General features: G+C 43.9%; 15 protein-coding genes and 3 pseudogenes. 10 read left to right on the plus strand and 8 right to left on the minus strand.

Annotated features, from left to right (window positions below; translation table 11 throughout):
* Positions 1-517 precede the first annotated feature (517 nt).
* Both LC653_RS16625 and LC653_RS16630 read right to left on the minus strand, forming a co-directional pair.
* Positions 518-850, minus strand: a pseudogene (locus LC653_RS16625) (hypothetical protein); the annotation flags it as partial.
* Between the two features lie 223 nt (positions 851-1,073).
* Complete coding sequence (locus LC653_RS16630) at positions 1,074-2,906, minus strand: pentapeptide repeat-containing protein (protein WP_229495516.1); 1,833 nt, start codon at positions 2,904-2,906, stop codon at positions 1,074-1,076.
* 532 nt (positions 2,907-3,438) lie between these two features.
* On the opposite strand from LC653_RS16630, the gene LC653_RS16635 reads away from it, so the two are divergent.
* The 4 genes from LC653_RS16635 to aspS all read left to right on the plus strand — a co-directional run bounded on the left by LC653_RS16635 (position 3,439) and on the right by aspS (position 7,978).
* Entirely contained in the window at positions 3,439-4,065 is a 627-nt protein-coding gene (locus LC653_RS16635; protein ID WP_229495517.1) for a chloramphenicol phosphotransferase CPT family protein, read from the plus strand.
* Between the two features lie 147 nt (positions 4,066-4,212).
* Complete coding sequence (locus tag LC653_RS16640) at positions 4,213-4,398, plus strand: hypothetical protein (protein WP_229495518.1); 186 nt, start codon at positions 4,213-4,215, stop codon at positions 4,396-4,398.
* 451 nt (positions 4,399-4,849) lie between these two features.
* Positions 4,850-5,323 (plus strand): DUF29 domain-containing protein, encoded by a 474-nt coding sequence (locus LC653_RS16645; protein ID WP_229495519.1) that lies wholly within the window; start codon positions 4,850-4,852, stop codon positions 5,321-5,323.
* A gap of 867 nt (positions 5,324-6,190) precedes the next feature.
* Complete coding sequence (gene aspS, locus LC653_RS16650) at positions 6,191-7,978, plus strand: aspartate--tRNA ligase (protein ID WP_229495520.1); 1,788 nt, start codon at positions 6,191-6,193, stop codon at positions 7,976-7,978.
* Between the two features lie 731 nt (positions 7,979-8,709).
* On the opposite strand, the gene pirA is transcribed toward aspS, so the two are convergent.
* On the minus strand, positions 8,710-8,865 hold the full coding sequence (pirA, locus tag LC653_RS16655) for an arginine synthesis PII-interacting regulator PirA (protein ID WP_229495521.1): 156 nt from the start codon (positions 8,863-8,865) through the stop codon (positions 8,710-8,712).
* 111 nt (positions 8,866-8,976) lie between these two features.
* Between pirA and LC653_RS16660 the strand changes: the two genes are divergently transcribed.
* The 4 genes from LC653_RS16660 (at position 8,977) to LC653_RS16675 (ending at position 10,781) form a co-directional block, all read left to right on the plus strand.
* The gene (locus LC653_RS16660; RefSeq protein ID WP_229495522.1) at positions 8,977-9,780 is read left to right on the plus strand and encodes an SAM hydrolase/SAM-dependent halogenase family protein; all 804 of its coding nucleotides are present in this window, start codon (positions 8,977-8,979) and stop codon (positions 9,778-9,780) included.
* A gap of 278 nt (positions 9,781-10,058) precedes the next feature.
* Positions 10,059-10,250 (plus strand): hypothetical protein, encoded by a 192-nt coding sequence (locus LC653_RS16665; RefSeq protein ID WP_229495523.1) that lies wholly within the window; start codon positions 10,059-10,061, stop codon positions 10,248-10,250.
* A 69-nt stretch (positions 10,251-10,319) separates the two neighbouring features.
* Positions 10,320-10,547: a type II toxin-antitoxin system HicA family toxin gene (locus tag LC653_RS16670; protein WP_118167716.1), complete on the plus strand. Its 228-nt coding sequence runs from the start codon at positions 10,320-10,322 to the stop codon at positions 10,545-10,547.
* A 3-nt stretch (positions 10,548-10,550) separates the two neighbouring features.
* Entirely contained in the window at positions 10,551-10,781 is a 231-nt protein-coding gene (locus tag LC653_RS16675; RefSeq protein ID WP_229495524.1) for a type II toxin-antitoxin system HicB family antitoxin, read from the plus strand.
* A gap of 326 nt (positions 10,782-11,107) precedes the next feature.
* Here LC653_RS16675 and LC653_RS16680 read toward each other — a convergent pair whose 3' ends face one another.
* The gene (locus LC653_RS16680) at positions 11,108-12,709 is read right to left on the minus strand and encodes a peptide ligase PGM1-related protein (protein ID WP_229495525.1); all 1,602 of its coding nucleotides are present in this window, start codon (positions 12,707-12,709) and stop codon (positions 11,108-11,110) included.
* Positions 12,710-13,266: 557 nt separating this feature from the next.
* Here LC653_RS16680 and LC653_RS16685 point away from each other — a divergent pair.
* Positions 13,267-14,139, plus strand: a complete 873-nt coding sequence (locus tag LC653_RS16685) for an SDR family oxidoreductase (RefSeq protein WP_229495526.1) — start codon at positions 13,267-13,269, stop codon at positions 14,137-14,139.
* Positions 14,140-14,353: 214 nt separating this feature from the next.
* Entirely contained in the window at positions 14,354-14,611 is a 258-nt protein-coding gene (locus LC653_RS16690) for a hypothetical protein (RefSeq protein WP_229495527.1), read from the plus strand.
* Between the two features lie 153 nt (positions 14,612-14,764).
* Here the strand turns inward: LC653_RS16690 and LC653_RS16695 are convergent.
* The 4 genes and pseudogenes from LC653_RS16695 to LC653_RS16710 all read right to left on the minus strand — a co-directional run.
* Positions 14,765-15,242: pseudogene (locus LC653_RS16695) on the minus strand (magnesium transporter); the annotation flags it as partial.
* Between the two features lie 144 nt (positions 15,243-15,386).
* Positions 15,387-16,157 (minus strand): annotated as a pseudogene (gene mgtE / locus LC653_RS16700) (magnesium transporter); the annotation flags it as partial.
* Positions 16,158-17,321: 1,164 nt separating this feature from the next.
* Positions 17,322-18,872, minus strand: coding sequence for a mercuric reductase (locus LC653_RS16705; protein WP_229495528.1), 1,551 nt, complete (start codon positions 18,870-18,872; stop codon positions 17,322-17,324).
* A 642-nt stretch (positions 18,873-19,514) separates the two neighbouring features.
* A complete protein-coding gene (locus LC653_RS16710) occupies positions 19,515-20,624 on the minus strand; it encodes an S-(hydroxymethyl)glutathione dehydrogenase/class III alcohol dehydrogenase (protein WP_229495529.1) in 1,110 nt (369 codons plus the stop codon).
* Between the last annotated feature and the right edge of the window lie 68 nt (positions 20,625-20,692).

Genomic DNA, 20,692 nt, shown 5'->3' on the forward strand with positions numbered 1-20,692 from the left:
TACGGTGTACACACAAGTCTAAAATAGCTGATTAACCAAGGTTTTACCCCACCCTAACCCGGACCTTATAAAGGGGAGGGAACTAGATTTCCGGTCTCCCCCCTTTCTAAGGCTACGGTGTACACACAAGTCTTGTCGCAGTCTATCTTTATTAAAAAATCTCGCACTGCGTTTCTATCCCGCCTCGGAATGAATTCCGAGTCTCATAGCTGAAGTCCACTTAAGTGGACTAAATTGATCGTTCAGTCCACTTAAGTGGACTTCAGCTATTAGCCCAGAACTAAAGTTCAGGGCGGGATGTTGGTGAGTGTGACAGTTTAACTCTGACAAAATGTAGGTAAAAAAGTTGAAACCTATGTGGACAGCACTTGTGTGTACACCGTAGCTTTCTAAGGGGGGATTAAGGGGGTAATTCGACTTGTGTGTACACCGTAGCTCCTCTTAGGAGAGAGGTCAAAGTCTATTGCATACAAACGAAAAGCGCTATAATTAACCCGCGATTTAAATCACGGGCGGATCAACCTAAACCCAGAAAATTGGAAATCAACGGCAATAGATTGCTGCAATCTTCAAACAATTTCGCGCCACTGGGTAAACTAGAAATTGTCCCTTTTAAAATCTTTATAGCCGTTTTCGCCGCCTTTTGCATTGCCCCCTCTTGAGGACTTTTGCCCGCTTCAGCTAAGGCTTTCACTTGCTCTAATGCCTCAGCTTTATCTTCTTGCGGTAAGTTTGTATCAGCCTCAATTGCTGCTTGCAATTGCGTCAACAGTTCCTTAATTCCCGGTTTCTCAGGTTCGGGAGACGCTGGTAACTGGTTGATGGTATTTGTTACCGTACCGCTAATATCACCTAAGAGGTTGTTTGAAAAGTGTTTCACTGTGACTATAGGCACTTTTAGATCCCCCCTAGCCTTAAAAAGGGGGGAACCGGAGTCAAAGTTCCCCAATTTATCGGGGAACCAGTGCGGTCTTCTCCCAAAGGGAGAGGCTAGCGCCAAGGGGGTTTCCCCCATGAGCAACTGGCGTGGATTTAGAGGGATCTAGAACTTTTAATACCGACAAGAAGACTTTTCAAACATCGTCTAAATTTAAAGCTTGTCCACTGGCATTAAAATCTCTGCCAACACTACCAATTTCAATTTTCCGGCTGGCATCATTACTGTTAGTCATATTTTTATTCTCAACTTTATTGTCAACTTGAAGATTAATCGGCTTATTGGCTAATAATTTTACAATCTCTGCCATCTCTCCACTTTGTTGGCGATAAACGACTATTTGCTCATCTTTAGCTTGTAATTGTGCTTTATATTTTTCTTCTACAGCTTGCAATGCAAGTTGATAATTTTGCGTAAAATCGCTATGAATCTTTTCTTTATCGGCATCAACAGGTACACCAACTTTAACGACGACTACCCCATCGCCTTTATTTTCAATACTCTGTAGGGCTAACTCTGTGTCTTCATTTTGGTTTTGCACTGTTTGGAAGGCTTGAACAAAAGCTTTCCAGTCTATGCCATTGCGGAAAATTAAATCAACAGTATTTAAAACTTCTTCAAATAGCTTGGTAAATTCTCTTGGTTGAAACTCGCCACTACTGGGACGGCGTTCGCGGTCATCTGTTTCAGGCTTGGGATGTTCTAAAAGATAGATAAAGCGACAATCTATATTATCTAATTTGGTTGTACTTTCAATATTCCACGCTTCGACACAAGCACCTGTCATTTGGGCGCTGGTGAAGTTAGTACCTACAGCTTGAGCTAAAGTTAGGTTTGCCCGCTCTAAACAAGCGCCTTGGAAGGTGGCTTCTGTAATATCAACATCTTTTAGATTCGCTTCTTTTAAATCTGCACCTATCAGGTTAGCACCTTTCAGGTTTGCACCAGCATAAGATTTTCCTCGACCATTACCAGTGACGAGTAATTTTATAACAGCTAATTTAGTTAATATGGTGTCGTCAACTCTGGCAAAGTCAAGTTTTTTTGCTTCATAAAAACGGGTGCGTGTCAGGTTTGCTTTTTTAAAATCTGTGTTTTTCAGGATTGCGCCAGTAAAATCAGCATCGGTTAAATCGGCATTGCGGAAGCTGGTTCCACCTTTTGCAGCATATGCAAGAGCGAATGAACGAAGCCAAGCATCTCTTTCATATCCTGCTAAACTACGCCAGCCAATGTAAGCGCTAAATAGTATCAAGGCTGCGGCGAAGGTGAAGGCTTTGGCTACGTCTATGGCTACGGCAAAGGCTCCGGCTACGGCAAAGGCTCCGGCTATGGCGAAGCCTATGGCGAAGGCGAAGGCTTTGGCTACGGCTATGGCTCCGGCTCCGACTATGGCTACGGCGAAGGCGAAGGCTCCGGCTATGACTCCGGCTACGGCTCCGACTCCGGCTACGGCTCCAATAAAGGCTCCGGCAAAGGCTCCGGCTCCGGCTATGGCTCCGGCAAAGCCTCCGCCAAAGGCTAGGGCAAAGGCTCCTGCTCCGGCAAAGACTACGGCTCCGACTATGGCTCCGGCTCCGACTACGGCTCCGACTCCGGCTCCGGCTCCTAAACCAGCTATTAAACTTTTGCGGCTAGTGACAATAAAAAAGACTGCCACTATAACCAGGGAGACTATCCCAAAAACGAATTTTTCAGTGTTTTTGAAGTCGAGAATATATGATATAGGTGCACCAATGAAGATTGATAAATACCCTGATACTGCCGACAGCAGGCATGAGACTATGAGCAACCCAATTACCCAACGCCGCTGTAGTCCAGCTTTAGCACCTGTGAAGTTAGCATCTTTGAGAATAGCATTGGTAAAATCTGCTCCTCTAATATCTGCCTTGCTAAAGTTAGCCCCAGTCAGGTTTTGACCTTTAAAAGAGCGACCTCGGAGATTTTGACCGGAGTAGTCTGGCGGCATAATCACTAATTCGTAATTCGTAATTCGTAATTCGTAATTAAGAAAGTCAGATTAAATCTGGGTTTGGGGGTTTGAATTTGGTGACGGATATTAGAGAATTGGTATTACTGAGATTTTATACAAGTTTCCTGTGCAATATTTCGGATTTTGGCAAAATAAGGAAAATACAAAAATTTTGAATGCAATACGCGGTATAGGCGCATAACTGTGCGCCCTTACCTTTGAATGCTTAAGGTGTCATCAGCAATATTGAAGTTGGTGTCACCATACTTAAGCTGTAGCTATCAATATTGCAACTGTAGCGGTCTAACTCTTAACGGGAGCGGTCTAACTCTTAACGGGAGCGGTCTAACTCTTAACGGGAGCGGTCTAACTCTTAACGGGAGCGGTCTTCGTTGCAATGTGCTTGCACTCACAATCAAATCTCTACCTCAGCCGTGAGGCATTAGCTGAGGTAGAAGCATTTTCAATTGCCGATTCAACGTTTTAGCTTTAACGTGGAACTGCTAACTATATATATTGAGGAGTGATCATGGGGCAGACACAGGAGCTAGGACAGATTATCATCCTGAATGGTGCCCCGCGATCAGGGAAGTCGAGCATTGTTGCAGTCATCCAGGAGACATTTGATGGTCTGTGGATGAACTTGGGTGTCGATAGGTTTATGCAAATGACTCCTGCACGATACCTGCCTGGGATCGGTCTGCGGCCAGGGGGAGAACGCCAGGACATCGAACCCCTTGTTCCGATTCTGTACAGCGCCATGTATGAGTCCATCGCCGCCCACAGCCGCTTGGGTCTGAATGTCGTGGTTGATGTCGGACACCATGACGCCTACGCAATCCCACGGGGCATTCTGGCCGATAGTGCGCGGCGTTTGAACGGATTGCCGGTCTTGTTCGTAGGCGTTCGTTGTCCCATTGAAATCATTATGGAACGGCGACAAAAGACAGGGGGGAAAGTGGGAAGTGCAGCCTACTCGTTAATGCCACATCCGGTTCAGTTATGGCAACGTGAAGTCCACATCCCTGGCATCTATGATCTTGAAGTCGATACCTCGTTGTTAAGCCCAGGTGCGTGTGCCGAGGTAATACGCAAGCACCTCGTAGATATTCCAGCGCCGTCGGCATTCCAACGACTTGCTGCACACCATATTTAAGCTGTAGTTATAAATATTGCAACTGTAGCGGTCTTCGGGTTCACGGGAGCGGTCTTCGGGTTCACGGGAGCGGTCTTCGGGTTCACGGGAGCGGTCTTCGGGTTCACGGGAGCGGTCTTCGGGTTCACGGGAGCGGTTCCCGAACTTATGGGAGCAGTTCCCGAACTTATGGGAGTGGTTCCCGAACTTATGGGAGTGGTTCCCGAACTTATGGGAGTGGTTCCCGAACTTATGGGAGTGGTTCCCGAACTTACGGGAGCGGTTCCACAACTTACGGGAGCGGTTGCCGAACTTATGGGAGCGGTTCCACAACTTACAGAAGAGTTAAATTAAAGATATGCTTTTCTAGGCCAAGCAAAGTATGCGCTATCAAGTTGTGCTTGTCAACTTAATATTTTGACCGAATTCAGCCGAATCACTGGTTCTGAATACAAAGTAAACAACTCACTCAAAACTTCTTCCCCAGCAATTTCTCCAAGGCTGGTAAATCGTTCTATCTGTACAATATTACATCACGATGTGTAAGGGCACGGCAGTGCCCATTGGTGTCAACTTAACGTGAAACCCTTGCAATGACGTTATATCAAGTCCACTCAATTACTAATTAAGCCGTCGTCACCCCACCCCGCTTTTGTCTAACGACAAAATCTCCCCTCCCCGTTCACGGGGAGGGGATTAAGGGGTGGGGTAAAATGACTGTGGAATGAGCTTTCTGACTTAAGTTGACACCAATGGGCAGTGCCGTGCCCCTACGGGTGTACCTCACGTAAACGAGAACTGCTATATGAACAATCAACTGTATGAACAAGATTTTAATCTTTGGCGAGAAAGCATTATTGAGCAAATTAAAGAACATCGTTTTAATGACATAGATTGGGAGCATTTGCTTATAGAATTAGAAGACATGGGAAAGTCAGAAAAACGGTCATTTATGAGTAATTTAACAATCTTGATTGCTCATTTACTCAAGTTAACCGTTCAATCTGATGCTCCTGAGATGATGAAAGGAAGCTGGTATAGTTCTGTTACAGAACATCGTTTTCGAGTAAAAAAGGATTTGGAAGAAAATCCTTCTTTCAAAAACTATATTACTGAAGTTATTTCTCAAACCTATATTGATGCTCGCAAACTGGCAATCAAAGAAAGTAAAAAAGCTAAATTAGGAGTGAGAAAACCAACGGACACAGAATATCCTCTCGATTGCCCTTTTCTGATAGAACAGTTATTAGATGAAGATTTTTATGGAGACAGTGATTGAATAATTCGTAATTCGTAATTCGTAATTCGTAATTCGGAAATTTTGTTTTGCATTAGCGTCTCCAAGAGTTGCGTTAGCGAGTCCGCGTACTCTTATAGAGAAGCAAGCTACGCGCAGCGTCTCGTAGAGAGCGTCTGGGGATTTTAACTAGTTCTGTGGGTTTAAGTCCCCCGGTTCAAAAATCACGCAAGTTTTGTGTTGGGGTTAAATCCCCATTACAAAACAAAATTTACGAATTACGAATTACGTTAGCGCAGCGTTAGTGACGCAGGAGCGTCATTACGAATTATTTAACTCCACCACAAAACTTGTCGCTGTTAGAAGCGAGGGACTTAAACCCCTCAAAAATGTTAAAAGTTATCAGTTGTGTTCCATAGTTAAGTTACACAAAAGAATTATTGTAAAAATGGAAACATTATATTACGGGAAACATGGCATTAGTGTCAACTTAACGTAAAAGTCATGTCCCGCAAGGAACTGAAGTTCCTTGGCTTTTAGCGAAAGTCTTCTTTTGATGACTAAATATAGCCAAAAATCTTTAGTCTACTTCAGTAGACTTTAGCTAAAAGCCAAAGAACTTTAGTTCGAGGCGGGCGAGGAAGCCAACAGTTAAGCTATTTCTAGGCTTTTGTTGACACTTGTGGGAAAACATGGTGGTGCCAGGACACGGTGAGAGGATCTGATAATTTCTTTGCCCGATCGCGTCTTCTTTGAGCTTTTGCGTCTCACCCACTCCCCCAATCGACCTTTGCCAAATTGGCGTGAGATTATTGTATGTTTATTACTACAATTACTATTGATGCTAGATAATGGGAAAGCTTTGACATTTGCTTGCCAATCTAGCCCCGGAAACAATAACTAACACTTATGCGAACTCACTATTGCGGCGAACTCCGAAAAGAACATATTGGAGAAACTGTTACCTTTTACGGATGGATAGACCGTCGCCGCGATCACGGTGGTGTGATATTTTTAGATTTACGCGATCGCTCTGGAATTGTCCAAATCGTCAGCGATCCGCAACGCACCCCAGATTCTTACGAACAGGCGAACGCCCTGCGAAATGAATATGTTGTGGAAATCACTGGTAGGGTAACACAACGTCCCGATGAATCGCTGAATAGCCGCATCCCAACAGGCGAGGTAGAAATCTACGCCGATAAAATTCAACTCCTGAATGCTGTTCGCAAACAGTTACCTTTCCAAGTTTCTGTAGCTGACACCGAGACAGTGCGGGAAGACTTGCGGCTGAAATATCGCTATTTGGATTTGCGACGCGAACGCATGGCGCAAAATTTGCAACTGCGTCATCAAATTGTCAAAGCCATGCGTCGTTATTTGGAAGATTTGGAAGGTTTTATCGAAGTCGAAACCCCAATACTTACCCGTTCAACCCCAGAAGGGGCGCGGGATTATGTTCTACCCAGTCGCGTCAATCCTGGTGAGTGGTATGCTTTGCCGCAATCACCCCAGCTATTTAAACAATTGCTGATGGTATCCGGCTTAGATAGATATTATCAGATTGCGCGTTGCTTTCGTGACGAAGATTTACGCGCCGACAGGCAACCAGAATTTACCCAGTTGGACATGGAAATGAGCTTCATGTCCCAAGAAGAAATTATCGAACTGAATGAAAACTTAGTTTGCCATATCTTCAAAACGGTTAAAGGAATTGAGTTACAGCGTCCTTTCCCCCGCCTCACTTACGCTGAGGGGATGGAACGCTACGGTAGTGATAAACCAGATACACGCTATGGTTTGGAATTAGTCGATGTCTCAGATGTTGTGAAAGACTCTGGTTTCAAAGTCTTTCGGGACACTGTTACAAATGGTGGTATCGTCAAAATCCTGCCCATTCCCAACGGTAACGATGTAATTTCTAATGTCCGCATTAAACCAGGCGGTGATTTATTTAAAGAAGCCAGTGAAGCCGGTGCTAAAGGTTTAGCTTATATCCGCGTCAGGGATGATGGCGAAATTGACACCATTGGCGCGATTAAAGACAACCTCAGCGAGGAACAAAAACAAGAAATTTTACGCCGTACAGGTGCAAAAGCTGGACATTTGCTATTGTTTGGGGCTGGTGATGCTGCTACAGTTAATAAGACATTAGATAGATTACGACAAGCGATCGCTAGAGAATTTGGCTTAATCGATCCAGAAAAAATCAACTTGCTGTGGATTACGGATTTCCCGATGTTCGAGTGGAATGCTGACGAAAAGCGTCTAGAAGCACTCCACCACCCGTTTACAGCACCACATCCTGATGATTTGAGCGACTTAAAGACTGCACGCGCCCAAGCTTACGACTTGGTACTCAACGGCGTAGAAGTTGGCGGCGGAAGTCTGCGGATTTATCAGCGAGAAATTCAACAGCAAGTGTTTGAAGCGATCGGTTTATCTCCTGAAGAAGCACAAAGTAAATTTGGCTTTCTTTTAGAAGCATTTGAATATGGTACACCACCGCATGGTGGCATTGCCTACGGTTTAGATCGTTTGGTGATGTTGCTAGCTGGAGAAGAATCTATTCGAGATGTCATTGCTTTTCCGAAAACACAACAAGCACGTTGTTTGTTAACAGATGCACCTTCGAGTGTAGATGGTAAACAGTTGAAAGAATTGCACGTTGCTTCGACTTATAAACCAAAGTCTTAGTTCACTAGAGACAGTTACGAGCCTTGGGTGTTGAACCGGAAGTGTGAGGGTGGGGGATGGGGAATGGGGAATAGGGAGTGGGGAGTGGGGTCAATACGGTTCGGTTAAGGCAAGAGACGCGATAAATCGCCGTCAAGACAAAGGACTGATTATTGTAAAGACGGCGATTTATCGCGTCTTTGCGATTAGCGGCGTGTCATCAAAAAACCTTATCCGAACCGTATTGGGAGTGGGGTAATTCAATTAATTGAAAACGCTGTAAGGGATTTCCAAGAAATAAATTATCCAAATAAACGTAGACGCAAAGCGGTGAAGCAGCGCAGTCTTCTCCCAAGGGGAGACGATGCCGCGGATAGCGCAGCCGTAAAGCCTTCTCTTCTTAGGCTGCGCCAACGGCATGGCAACGCTATGAGCGAGTCATCGAGCGTCTGGGGGTTTCCCCCATGAGCGACTGCACCAAGCCGGAGGGCTTGCCCTCCGGCTACCACTCCAGACACAGAGAAGCCAGTGCGCCCTTGCGGGTTCCCCGACTTGTTCGCTCTTAGCGTTCCCGCTATGACAGCAACTGGCGCGACACAGAGGAATAAGGAGGAGAGAGTTTTTTCGCCAGTTTTTTGAGTATTTTTTTATTTGGAAGTCCCTAAGAGCGAAATTGCCAGGAAACACCCTAAATACAAAAAAAACCCGCCGTAGCGGGTTACACAACAAACTAAGAACATTGAAAACTTGATTTAGCCCGAATACCTCATCTCAGCTTCCAGTTGACGAATCAGTTGTTCGTCGCCTTTTGCTCTGGCTACTTGTAAGCGATGCTCTAGGCTTTTTTGAATATTCTCTCTGTGAGCTTCTTGTGCTTTCCTCACACTTTGTAGTCTACTTTGATTCATAGTGATTACCCTCTTTAATTTTTTGCTTTATGTCTTACATCCTTAACATAACACATATTTTGTAGCTGTTGCTACAGAATATTACCACTTAATGTACATTTAACATAAAATATGTCTAAAAACCAGATAGGTCAACAACCACTCGTGACTTTAGTGAGCGATTTCGGCGATCGCGATGTTTATGTAGGCATAATGAAGGGTGTCATAGCCCAAATCAACCCCAGACTGACGGTGGTAGACTTAACGCACCAAATTCCGCCGCAAGACATAGCCGCAGCCAGATTTTCTTTGATGAATGCTTATCCCTATTTCCCAGTTGGCACAGTGCATGTGGCAGTAGTAGATCCGGGTGTGGGAAGCAAGCGACGAGCGATCGCAGTAGAATTTGCTCAAGGGTTTCTGGTAGGCCCAGATAATGGTATCTTTAGCGGGGTACTTAGTCAAAGTCTGGCGATCGCAGCCGTGGAACTTACAAATTTTAACTATTGGCGAACTCCTCAACCAAGCAAGACTTTTCACGGTAGAGATATCTTTGCACCAGTGGGAGCTAGTCTTGCTAGTGGTGTCCCTCTCAAACAGCTAGGACAAGAAATTGATCCAGCAAGTTTGGTAAAACTGGATATAGGCGAGTGCAAGCAAACAACCACTGGTGTAGTGGGTTGCATTCAATATATTGACCACTTTGGCAACTTAGTGAGCAACATTGCAGGAAGTTACGTACAAGGCAAAACTTGGTGTGTGCAAGCTGCGGGGTTGAGTATACCAGGCTGTGAAACTTACAGTGATGTCAACGTGGGAGAGATAATAGCTTTAGTTGGCAGTCACGGCTGGGTAGAAATTGCCATTAATAGCGGTAATGCTCACTCAAAGTTGCAGTTAGATTGGCAAGAAACGCTTCAAGTTGTGCTAACTTAAATAGGACTTACGCACGGGTAACGGAAAACGAACCACAGAGAAGCCAGTGCGCCCTTGCGGTTAAGAGACTTGTCCCTTGCGCGTCTCCCCGAATCCCATTCGTGAGAGGCTAGCGCCTGCCGTAGGATGCCCGAACGCTTTCTTTATGTTGAGCGGAGTCGAAACACAGCGTCTCCTGTCTTGAGAAGGGCTGTAGGGAGAAGCAACTGGCGCGTCACGGAGGAATGAGAGTTTGAGAGGGTTTTTGCGTAAGTCCTATTAAATACCACACCTGGTGAGTGCCACATCAAGAGAAACATCAAAACGATATCTCCGATGGGCTATTGGGCGTCGCACTTTTCCCTAAAGTTCCAAAAGGTGATGGAATATGTCGCCGCATTCTCAATTTTTTGGATAAATTACTGGGATATTTGGTTTTGCAAGTTGGGAAGGTTGTGGATGTGCTTCGAGATCAGGTGACATTTGGATAATAACCAACCTAGAAGATCAAGCGATCGCTGAACTTATAGTAAGCTTGAACTGGTAAACCGTGAAAACCAATGCCCAAGAAAATTAGAGAACTGAAGGCAATGGTAGCAAAAGCTGGATACATTCTTCAGCCAGGTCGAGGAAAAGGAAGTCATACGTATTGGAAACATCCGTTGCTACCTGAAGAACCTCTCACCATTCCAGGGAAGGACGGAGATGATGCTCCGCTATATTTGGAGAAGAACATTCAACGGGTACTCAAAAGCTTGGAAGACTTTGAAAACGACGAAGGTGAATAATAGATGAGCTATCACTACAGCATGGTGATTCAATGGTCAGAGAACGATCAACTCTTCCTAGTGCATTTGCCTGAGTTCCCCTGGCAGGAGTTTCATACACATGGCAAAACCTACGAAGAAGCCGCTAAAAATGGGCAAGAAGTGATTGAGGCGTTTGTTGAGATGCTTCAAGAAGAGGGGAAGCCACTACCAGAACCCAGGATGCTTCCTACACGACCATTACAGGTTGCTTAGTCAATTGTCAAATTATACAATCTGTCTATTATATCGTGTCCGGTTAAAGACTTATCATTAAGAGCGCAGGGGGCAGGGAGCAGGGAGCAGGGGGAAAGAGGATTTTCCGGTGTTTTGCATAGAAGCGGGAATTATAACTAATTAGGCGGACATGATATTAGACATAGGAGTAAAAATGACGTAGGCACAATTCATGAATTGTACCTACCAAGGATTTAGGGCAACGCATAATTAATTTGACCAGATGTTTAGCGGCGATCGCTATCCACTTAAGTGGAAATTATTCGGCTAATGCCTGAGGACTTGGATGGCGATCGCTAGTTGATTTAACTATATTCATCCCAAGCCACGGGAAAGGAATAATCTGAAAACTCCGAGAAATTATGATTATTGCTGCGGGTTTCTTCATCCAGAACTTTCACGACTTTGTTATAAATATCTTGTGCTTGTTGCGGGGAATCTCCGATACTGGTTAATCCCAACTTGCCAAACTGCGAAAGGCACCCCATAAGATGAAACACTGTACCCGTTTCAGTACCACTGTCAAAATGCAGTCTGTGATCGGCAATGATATCCATCAAATCATTAGGTAATAATCCTTGATAGCGCTCTTTTTGCAGATTATCAGTGGCAATGTAATATTTTGGACGACCTTGCTGACTATAAAATAAACCCGTGGAAAGGTCATAGCGACCGTTCGTTAATAATTTCAAGGTCATGAATGGATGAGTTGTACCGCCTTTACGCAGGTTAATTTCGATCGCCTGAATATCCCACTCTCCGTTACCCTTGTCAACGGCGATAAAATCTACGCCAAATCGCTCTAAAGTGCCTTTCTCTGCTAACTTTCTGCCAACTTGTAGTCCCAATTGCTGTAATTGCAATCGATATCTTTCATCAGCCGGAAAGCTACAACCAAGATAAATCTGACCGTCTGGGCCTCCAAGAATTTGGTCGTGGGTTGAAAGAATTTCCACTTCGCCTGTGGGTGTGATCCGTCCTTGGACGCTGGGCGATCGCTTAATTTCCCCTTCCACAAATGCTTCGGTAATTGCCCCCAACTCAGGGATTCTTCCCGAAAAATTGTCCCAAGTCTCAAGCTTTGCTTGAAAGCGCATTGTTGAAAAGCGATCGCTAATTGCTGCTACCCTTTCGGCATGAGTCCCTTTACCCGGTGCTACATTCTCAATCGGTCTAAAATCTAGCAGCGCATTCCCTTCTCCAGAAATGCCTTCGTTGAGTTTGACTACTACCCGTTTTAATGTCGGTTGCCGTTCCCATAAATCACCCGTAGCTTCTGCTAAATCTGTGTGGTTCCAAATTTTTTCGCTGCCATCTGGATGCGGTACTCCGCTTTCCTTGAAGATTTGCCGACTGCCACTTTTTGTCCCCCAAATCTGTAAATCTGGTGCGGCAGCATACAGAGGTACACCCAATTTTACAGACAATTCGCCTTCCCAGTGCGAAGAGTTGTAGCAAATCATAAATGATTTATCTAGCCTCAAAGCTTGATGAATCCGCTTTAGCAGGCGGGGGCGTTCTAAAATCTTTTGACTCAGAGGCTTAAGCGAGGAATCGTAAGTAGAAAGTAGCAGCAAACGGTTGCGAGCATGAGAAAAGGGAATTCCTGGCAACAGTTGCAGATAATAATCAATGATACTAGGATGCAACGGTACTGATGTTACATAAATCAGCCGAGTCCGGGGATTCTGCAACCGAATTAAGGAAAATAGTAATCTTTCTTCATAATGCTCGCAGCCTTCGATCTTTTGGAGTTCGCGCTGGTCGATACTCAGGGAGGGAATAATTAAAATATCCGCTTCATTATTGTCAAATGACTCGCTTGTTTTCCAGCGATCGCTCAGGGTTAATTGTAACTGGTGAAACTTTTCAACCTGCTCTGACTCAGAAATATTTAGTATTGCCATAACCCCTACCCTCTAATGATCTCAATGTAGCGCACCACGCAGGCTTTTGGGTTATTAGTTTAAAGACTAGTTGTCAGATACTTTTGCAAGAAGCCAGCTATGCAGATATCACCCTAAATAAATAATAAACTAATTTAGTAACTCTTATTTATTTAATTTATTTTACGTCTTAAGGTTGAGCAAATTTCAGTTTATTTTACCTCTATGGAGCGATAAAGTACAGCACAATAATAGTTAACTTAAGAGCAGATAAAAAGAAGCAATGCTTCATCGGATGAAAATTGTATCCTTGTTTTTGGTGGTCAGGTGAATAGCGTGTGTCAGGTGTGAGGATAAATAATGTAAGCCGCGTACAATTGCCAGCAATAAGTACGTGTGATAAGTATCTGAGGTATAAACGTCTAAAATTGCAAATGGCTAGTGGGAGCCAAAGCAAAAAATAAACCTTGGGTTGAAGTTTCGATCCAAGGTTTATTTTTGAAATGGGGACTAGAGACTGGAAACGGCTTTTCCCAACATCCAATTACATACAATATTAAATTACCGAGACAAAACCTATGGCTAAATCAAAAGAGCAAAAAGAGCAAAAATTACAACCGCCACAGCAGCAAGAAACACCAGGTGTGGAATCAGAAATGACGCCAAAACCCAAGGCAGATGATGCCCAATATCGTGGTAGTGGCAAGTTACAAGATAAAGTAGCATTGATTACGGGCGCAGATAGTGGTATTGGTCGTGCTGTAGCGATCGCATTTGCTAAAGAAGGTGCAGATGTGGCGATTCTTTACCTCAATGAACACGATGATGCCAAAGAAACAAAACAATTGGTAGAAAAACAAGGGCGTCGTGCAGTAACCATTGCAGGCGATATTGGCGATGAAACTTTTTGTCAGCAAGCTATCCAACAAACAGTTGGTGAGTTTGGCAAACTCGATATTCTCATCAACAACGCCGCCGAACAACATCCGAAAGAAAGTATCGAAGAAATCACCGAAGAACAACTAGAGCGAACTTTCCGCACTAATATATTCTCAATGTTTTTCATGACTAAAGCTGCACTCAAGCATTTGCAAGCAGGTAGTTCTATCGTCAATACCACATCGGTAACAGCTTATAAAGGTAGCCCACAGTTACTAGATTATTCCTCTACAAAAGGTGCGATCGTTGCTTTTACTCGCTCCTTATCAAAAAATTTAGTATCCAAAGGAATTCGCGTTAATGCTGTCGCGCCAGGGCCAATTTGGACGCCTTTAATTCCCTCAACTTTTCCCGAAGAGAAAGTTGAAACTTTTGGTAAACAAGTACCAATGGAACGAGCCGGACAACCAGAAGAAGTTGCTCCTAGCTACGTATATTTAGCCTCTGATGATGCTTCTTATGTCTCTGGACAAGTGTTACATGTCAATGGTGGAGATGTTGTTAATGGTTAAGTGAAATAGTTAGGAGTAGAGACGCGATTAATCGCGTTTGTACAGGAGTTAGGAGTTATAACCGATATATTCTTAATTTATAACTGTTAACTTTTAACTCCTAACTCTCAACTTGTAACTCTACCCTGATGGTCTTCCATTGGAGGGATGAGTAAATATGATAATATTGATAGTCTATCTAGCAGCAAACATTTAAGAAGTAATAAGTACCTCTATGGCATCTCCTACACCACTGTATGGCACGGAACTAGTAGATTGTGCTAGAGCAAATGCCAAGCAAGGAATTGAAACTGCTGCTTATCAATGTGGCTATGGTCAAGACCTCAACAAATTTGCACGAGAACTAAGACAAGCTTGTGAAGACATGAATTTACAAGTAAAAGAACTTAGTGGATTGATTACTGAGCAAGACTTGATCCTGCAATTGGGTACTGGCGAAATTGTTGCTCCAGATACGGAATCAGAATTGTAAAAGTTAGTCATTTGGACTTTATTCTTCACTAATGACTAATGACCAATGACTAATGACTAATGACTAATGACCAATGACTAATGACCAATGACTAATGACTAATGACCAATGACTAATGACTAATGACTAATGACTAATGACTAATGACTCTTTTCATAACTTTAAAATTACCCGCGCCAAATTGAAGTAAATCAAAACGCCCACGACATCAACTGCTGTAGTAATGAATGGTGCTGACATTAATGCCGGATCTAAACGGAGGTAGCGGAATAGAAACGGTAGTGCTGAACCGGAGATAGAAGCTAAAATAGAAATAGCTACCAGACTAGTGCCGACAGCGATCGCTACTTCTAATCGTCCTTGCAGAAAATAAGCCCAGACAGTAGCGATCGTACCTAACATTCCTCCTAATAATGCACCTGCGTAGACGCTTCTTCGGCTTGTCGTCAGACATCGCCTCCCGGCCAATTACTTGCAATGCGCCAAGCGATCGGATTTCATCAGTATTCATCCCACAAATCACCACTGTGGAAGACTGGGCACCCACGTTACCACTAGTACCAGTCAGCAAAGGGATAAACGCTGTTAGTGTTACCACTTTTGCCAAAAGGTCTTCTTGTGACTTAATAATTTAGGACTTATGCAAAAAAACTCTCAAACTCTTATTCCTCCGTGTCGCGCCAGTTGCTTCAAGTCTCTTAACCGCAAGGGCGCACTGGCTTCTCTGCGTCCTCTGTGGTTCGATTTTCCATTCCTTGTGCGTAAGTCCTGTAATTGTTCCTGTAATGGTATTAGTTATAAGTAAAACCAACAACCACACAACCCGCTTCCGAGCAATTTCCAGTAAATTCATCTGAAAATAGTTGTCGCCCCCCGACTGCACACCACCACCCAAGGCATAGATATCTTCGGTGGTTTCCTGTTGCAGAATATCAATCACATCATCGACGGTGACAATACCTACTAAACGCTGTTCTCGATCTACCACAGGCACAGCCAGAAAGTCATATCTTTGGATTAATCTGGCAACTTCTTCCTGATCTGTATCAGTGTGGACAAATACCACATCACGCGTCATAATTTCGCCAATAATTTGCTCAGGCTGAGATGTCACCAACTCCCGCAACGATACAATCCCCGTTAAGCGCCTTTCCGCATCCATGACATAAAGATAATAAATCATCTCACTAGCATTAGCTAAGTTGCGAATTCGCTCTAGAGCTTGAGATACTGTAAAGTTTTCTTTCAGCGAGATTAACTCTAGCGTCATGATTCGCCCAGCAGTATCAGCTTCATAACCCAATAGTTGGGCTGTAGCTTGGCGTTCTGCTGGACTTAGTTGTTCTAGCAGACGATTAACGACTTTTGCAGGTAATTCATCAAATAACCTAGCTCGGTCATCTGACGACATTTGATCGACAATATCACGGACTTCCTGACTTTTAAGTTCCTTGATTAACCGCTCTTGAACAATCGCTTTGCCCGCCGCAGGCATCGCAAGATTTTTTTCTAATAACAAATACAATAACCAAGTTTTTGTAACAGGATAGTGGCAGAACAGGGGTCTATTGACAACCAAAATTATTACGAGTTTTTTTTGAAAATATTCAATATAAAACCGAATTCTGGAACATTGATTATGGAATTACTTTTAGCACTATTGTGAGGCATATATCTCAATGGCAAAGCCACAAATCCCAAAAACTACGTTTACCTGTTGTATACCTACGATCCACCAGAAACCAATCCAAACAACCCTAAAAACAATCCCAATAGCACATTAGACAATCCCGATCAGACCAGGAAGACAGACCAAATTTAGGAGTGCCTGTACAAATCACCACTGGAAAGGATGGTAATCTGTACTACGCAAACTTGACCGGGGGTGAGATTGATCGCTTCCAACCTATTTAGATAACAATTATTAGTTATCAGTTTAGGACTAGCCCTTTCAAGGTGGCCAACGAAGATACGTTGTTTCAGTGTTACCATCTTGAATTCTCCGCTCAGATTTTGGGCTTTTTGAAGGTTGAAACAACCAATTCTCGTTCTAAATTTCACCACCTTGAAAGGGCTACAGTTTAGGACTAGCCCTTTCAAGGTGGGTAACAATTTTGGTCAATAAATTCCTCTTTAAGCTCTTTACTCTGTGTTCTCTGCGCCTCTGCGGTTAAATCAATCACTTTTAAACCGCAGAGGCGCTGAGAGCGCTGAGAAAAAACAATCTTATTTTACGAGTCACCTTGAAAGGGGTAAGTTTAGGACTTACGCATTGACAAGAAATACCAAATATGGATTAAGGTTAAAAACCATATCTTTCGTAAGGGCACAGCATTGCTCACTGGTGTCAACTTAAGCTAAAAATAGCTTAACTGCTGGGCTGACTCAACCGCCTGGAACTAAAGTTCTTTGGCTTTTAGCTAAAGTCTACTGAAGTAGACTAAAGATTTTTGCGGATATTTAGTAATCAAAAGATTACTTTTGCTATTAGCAAGGAACTTAAGTTCCTTGCGGGACATAACTTTTACGTTAAGTTGACACGTATGAGCTTTTTCTGTGCCCCTACAGCATCGTCTATTTACGATCGCAGGATAATTAAGAAAAGCCTGAAAACTTCCTATTTTAGGTAATGCACATTACAATGCATTTGTACAGTGCGTAAGTCCTACAGTTATCAGTGAACAGTCAGACAACTGTTCACTGATTTTGGTTAAGATAACTTTGTTAAAAATCCCAACAATTTTTTGGTATTTGATGTCAGGAGGGTTCGACGATAAGCATCAGCAGCTTTTTTAATAGCTTCGGCTTGAGTGGGATAAGGATGAATTACACTGCTTAACTTACTCAAACCGATTTTATTCACCATTGCCGTAGTTACAACTGATATCATCTCACCCGCGTGACTGGCGACAATCGTTGCACCGATAATTTCATCAGACCCCTTTTTATGGTGGATTTTGAGAAATCCTGATTCTTCACCATCTGCGATCGCTCGGTCTACACTACTAAAAGGTATGTTGATGGTCGTCACCTCAACACCCAATTTCTGCGCCTCGTGTTCGTACAACCCTACATGGGCAATTTCTGGGTCAGTATAAGTTACCCACGGCATTATCAGACTACTGAGTTTCGAGCGTCCTATGCCAAAGGGAGAAAACAGCGTATTTTTAATCACAATCCGCGCCGCAGCATCAGCAGCATGGGTAAACTTCCAGTTCATGCAGATATCGCCAGCTGCATAAATTTTGGAATTCGTCGTTTGAAGATAATCATTTACCTTCACACCTTGGTGCAAGTCATATTCTACACCCACTGATTCTAAATTCAAACCTTCGACATTTGGCGATCGCCCCGCACCAACTAAAATTTCATCTACTGTCACCGAATCTCGATGACCATTGGAGGAAAAGTAAAGCCGTTTCCCCTCAGTAACAGTTACCACTTCTTCCAACTTGGAATTCAGTACCACCCGAATTCCTTCGCTAATCAAAACCTTTTGCAGAATTTTGGCAGCCTCAGCATCTTCTTTATTCAAAAGATGAGAACCGCTATGGAAAAGTACCACCTCAGAACCCAAGCGCCGGAAAGCCTGCGCCAATTCGCAACCAATGGGGCCGCCACCAATCACCGCTAAACGTTCCGGTCGTTGAATCAGGGAAAAAACCGTCTCATTAGTTAGATAACCCGCCTTTTCAATTCCCGGAATCGACAATTGTGCAGCTCTGGCGCCTGTAGCAATTACAGCTTTTTTAAACCGGAGAGTTTTGTCGCCAACTTCCACGGTATTTTTAGTTGCAAATCGACCGCTACCCAAAAAGACATCTACACCCAAGTTTTGAAACCGCTCCGCCGAGTCGTTATGGCTAATACCAGCCCTTACCCGCCGCATCCTTGCCATGACTTTAGGAAAATCAACATCAATATTATGTTGGGGAATATTAACTCCCAAGTTTTGAGCATCCCAGATTTCGCCAACAACGCGAGCAGACCGAATAATAGTTTTAGATGGTACGCAACCAAGATTTAAGCAATCTCCACCCATGAGATGCTTTTCAATCAACGCCACTTTTAAACCCAAATCCAAACCCGCAGCACCCGCAGCCACCACTAATCCCGCCGTACCAGCACCAATTACTACCAAATCGTAAACATCGGCAGGTTGAGGATTAACCCAATTTGGCGGATGGACGTAAGACACCAACTTTTGGTTATACTCATCCATTGGGCGAACCGTAACTCTCTCTAAATCTGAATTGGTCATTGGCGAAACCTCTTTTAAGAATTGAAAATACTAAATTCACTTGAGCTAACTTTTCACTCTTATCTAGAAAACCTCACCCCCAACCCCTCTCCCCTTTTTAAGCTATGCATTAGTCAAAAGAGGCAGGGGAGCAGGGAGCAGGGAGCAGGGGGGAGAGGCTGAGACGGAGCTTGTACTCCGCCCCAGCCAAGCGTCCTGGAAGGACGGGGCTTCATACCCATGTTCCGCTTCGCTTCACGCAGAGGGGAAGGGCTTGCTCCCCCAGCTAAGTGCCCCCTTCCCCTCTGCCTCTTCGGTAAATAAGTCAGGAAAAGGATTGTACAACAAGGTGATATGCAGAGACTTGACAAAAGCAGAAGAATGTAGTAGAAAAAAATTTTCTAGGCGATCGCTAACTACAAACTAGTGGTCTGTCAAATACATTTTGACGGACATGAAGACATTTGAGAAACAGTAAAAACTCTTTCCCCACTCCCCACTCCCTACTCCCTACTCCCCACCTTCACCCGTCATTTTTGGGTTGACAGAGTACTAGAGAATTTGAGCGGAGTAGTTTCTAGCTTGCGGGGGATCTAAAAGTGCCTAGAGTCACAATGAAAAAATTTTCAAACAACCTCTCAGGTACAAATTACGGATTACGAATTAGAAAGTCACCACACTCCGAATTGATTCACCTTTGTGCATCAATTCAAAAGCATCATTAATTTGCTCAATGGGCATTACATGGGTAATCAAATCATCAATATTTATCTTACCTTCCATATACCAATCAACAATTTTCGGCACATCTGTACGTCCTCTAGCGCCACCGAATGCTGAACCTTTCCAAACGCGCCCAGTTACTAGTTGAAAAGGACGAGTACTGATTTCTTGTCCAGCACCAGCAACACCAATAATCACACTAACGCCCCAACCTTTATGGCAGCATTCTAATGCTTGACGCATAATTTTGACATGACCGATACATTCAAAACTGTAATCAGCGCCGCCTTTTGTTAAATCAACCAGATAGGGAACTAAATCACCCTCTACTTCCTGGGGATTGACAAAGTGCGTCATGCCAAACTTTTCCGCTAAAGCGCGTTTGTTGGGATTAATATCCACCCCGACAATCATATTTGCCCCTACCATCCGCGCTGCTTGGATGACATTTAAACCAATACCACCCAAACCGAAAACCACAACATTTGCTCCTGGTTCCACCTTGGCAGTATTGATAACTGCACCAACACCAGTAGTCACACCACAGCCAATGTAACAAACCTTATCAAATGGCGCGTCTTCGCGAATTTTTGCCAGGGCGATTTCTGGCAGCACCGTATAGTTGGCAAAAGTGGATGTACCCATATAATGATGAATCATTTGCCCATCAATGCTAAAGCGACTAGTGCCATCGGGCATAACACCGCGTCCTTGAGTTAAGCGAATGGCTTGACAAAGATTAGTTTTGAAACTTAGACAATATTCGCACTGGCGACATTCGGGAGTGTATAGGGGAATTACATGATCCCCTGGTTTGAGACTGGTGACACCAGCGCCTACCTCCACTACCACACCAGCGCCTTCATGCCCCAAAATTGCCGGGAACAAACCTTCGGGATCGTCACCAGATAGGGTAAAGGCGTCGGTATGGCAAACCCCGCTTGCTTTCACCTCAACTAACACTTCGCCAGCTTGTGGCCCCGATAGTTGAACGGTTTCAATTGTCAACGGCTTACCTGCGCTGTAAGCTACTGCTGCTTTAACTTGCAACTTCAGCCCTCCTATATAGTTTTGTCAATAGGCTTATTTGAGTTTATATCGGGGAGTGCTTTAAGAGC

The sequence above is a fragment of the Nostoc mirabile CHAB5784 genome, from assembly GCF_020829645.1.
In the GTDB taxonomy this organism is placed as follows: domain Bacteria; phylum Cyanobacteriota; class Cyanobacteriia; order Cyanobacteriales; family Nostocaceae; genus Nostoc; species Nostoc mirabile.

Bases quoted from the DNA above. Each gene is read 5' to 3' on its own strand.
- LC653_RS16630 (WP_229495516.1), bottom strand. From the start codon at position 2,906: ATGCCGCCAGACTACTCCGGTCAAAATCTCCGAGGTCGCTCTTTTAAA.
- LC653_RS16635 (WP_229495517.1), top strand. From the start codon at position 3,439: ATGGGGCAGACACAGGAGCTAGGACAGATTATCATCCTGAATGGTGCC.
- LC653_RS16640 (WP_229495518.1), top strand. From the start codon at position 4,213: ATGGGAGCAGTTCCCGAACTTATGGGAGTGGTTCCCGAACTTATGGGA.
- LC653_RS16645 (WP_229495519.1), top strand. From the start codon at position 4,850: ATGAACAATCAACTGTATGAACAAGATTTTAATCTTTGGCGAGAAAGC.
- aspS (WP_229495520.1), top strand. From the start codon at position 6,191: ATGCGAACTCACTATTGCGGCGAACTCCGAAAAGAACATATTGGAGAA.
- pirA (WP_229495521.1), bottom strand. From the start codon at position 8,865: ATGAATCAAAGTAGACTACAAAGTGTGAGGAAAGCACAAGAAGCTCAC.
- LC653_RS16660 (WP_229495522.1), top strand. From the start codon at position 8,977: ATGTCTAAAAACCAGATAGGTCAACAACCACTCGTGACTTTAGTGAGC.
- LC653_RS16670 (WP_118167716.1), top strand. From the start codon at position 10,320: ATGCCCAAGAAAATTAGAGAACTGAAGGCAATGGTAGCAAAAGCTGGA.
- LC653_RS16675 (WP_229495524.1), top strand. From the start codon at position 10,551: ATGAGCTATCACTACAGCATGGTGATTCAATGGTCAGAGAACGATCAA.
- LC653_RS16680 (WP_229495525.1), bottom strand. From the start codon at position 12,709: ATGGCAATACTAAATATTTCTGAGTCAGAGCAGGTTGAAAAGTTTCAC.
- LC653_RS16685 (WP_229495526.1), top strand. From the start codon at position 13,267: ATGGCTAAATCAAAAGAGCAAAAAGAGCAAAAATTACAACCGCCACAG.
- LC653_RS16690 (WP_229495527.1), top strand. From the start codon at position 14,354: ATGGCATCTCCTACACCACTGTATGGCACGGAACTAGTAGATTGTGCT.
- LC653_RS16705 (WP_229495528.1), bottom strand. From the start codon at position 18,872: ATGACCAATTCAGATTTAGAGAGAGTTACGGTTCGCCCAATGGATGAG.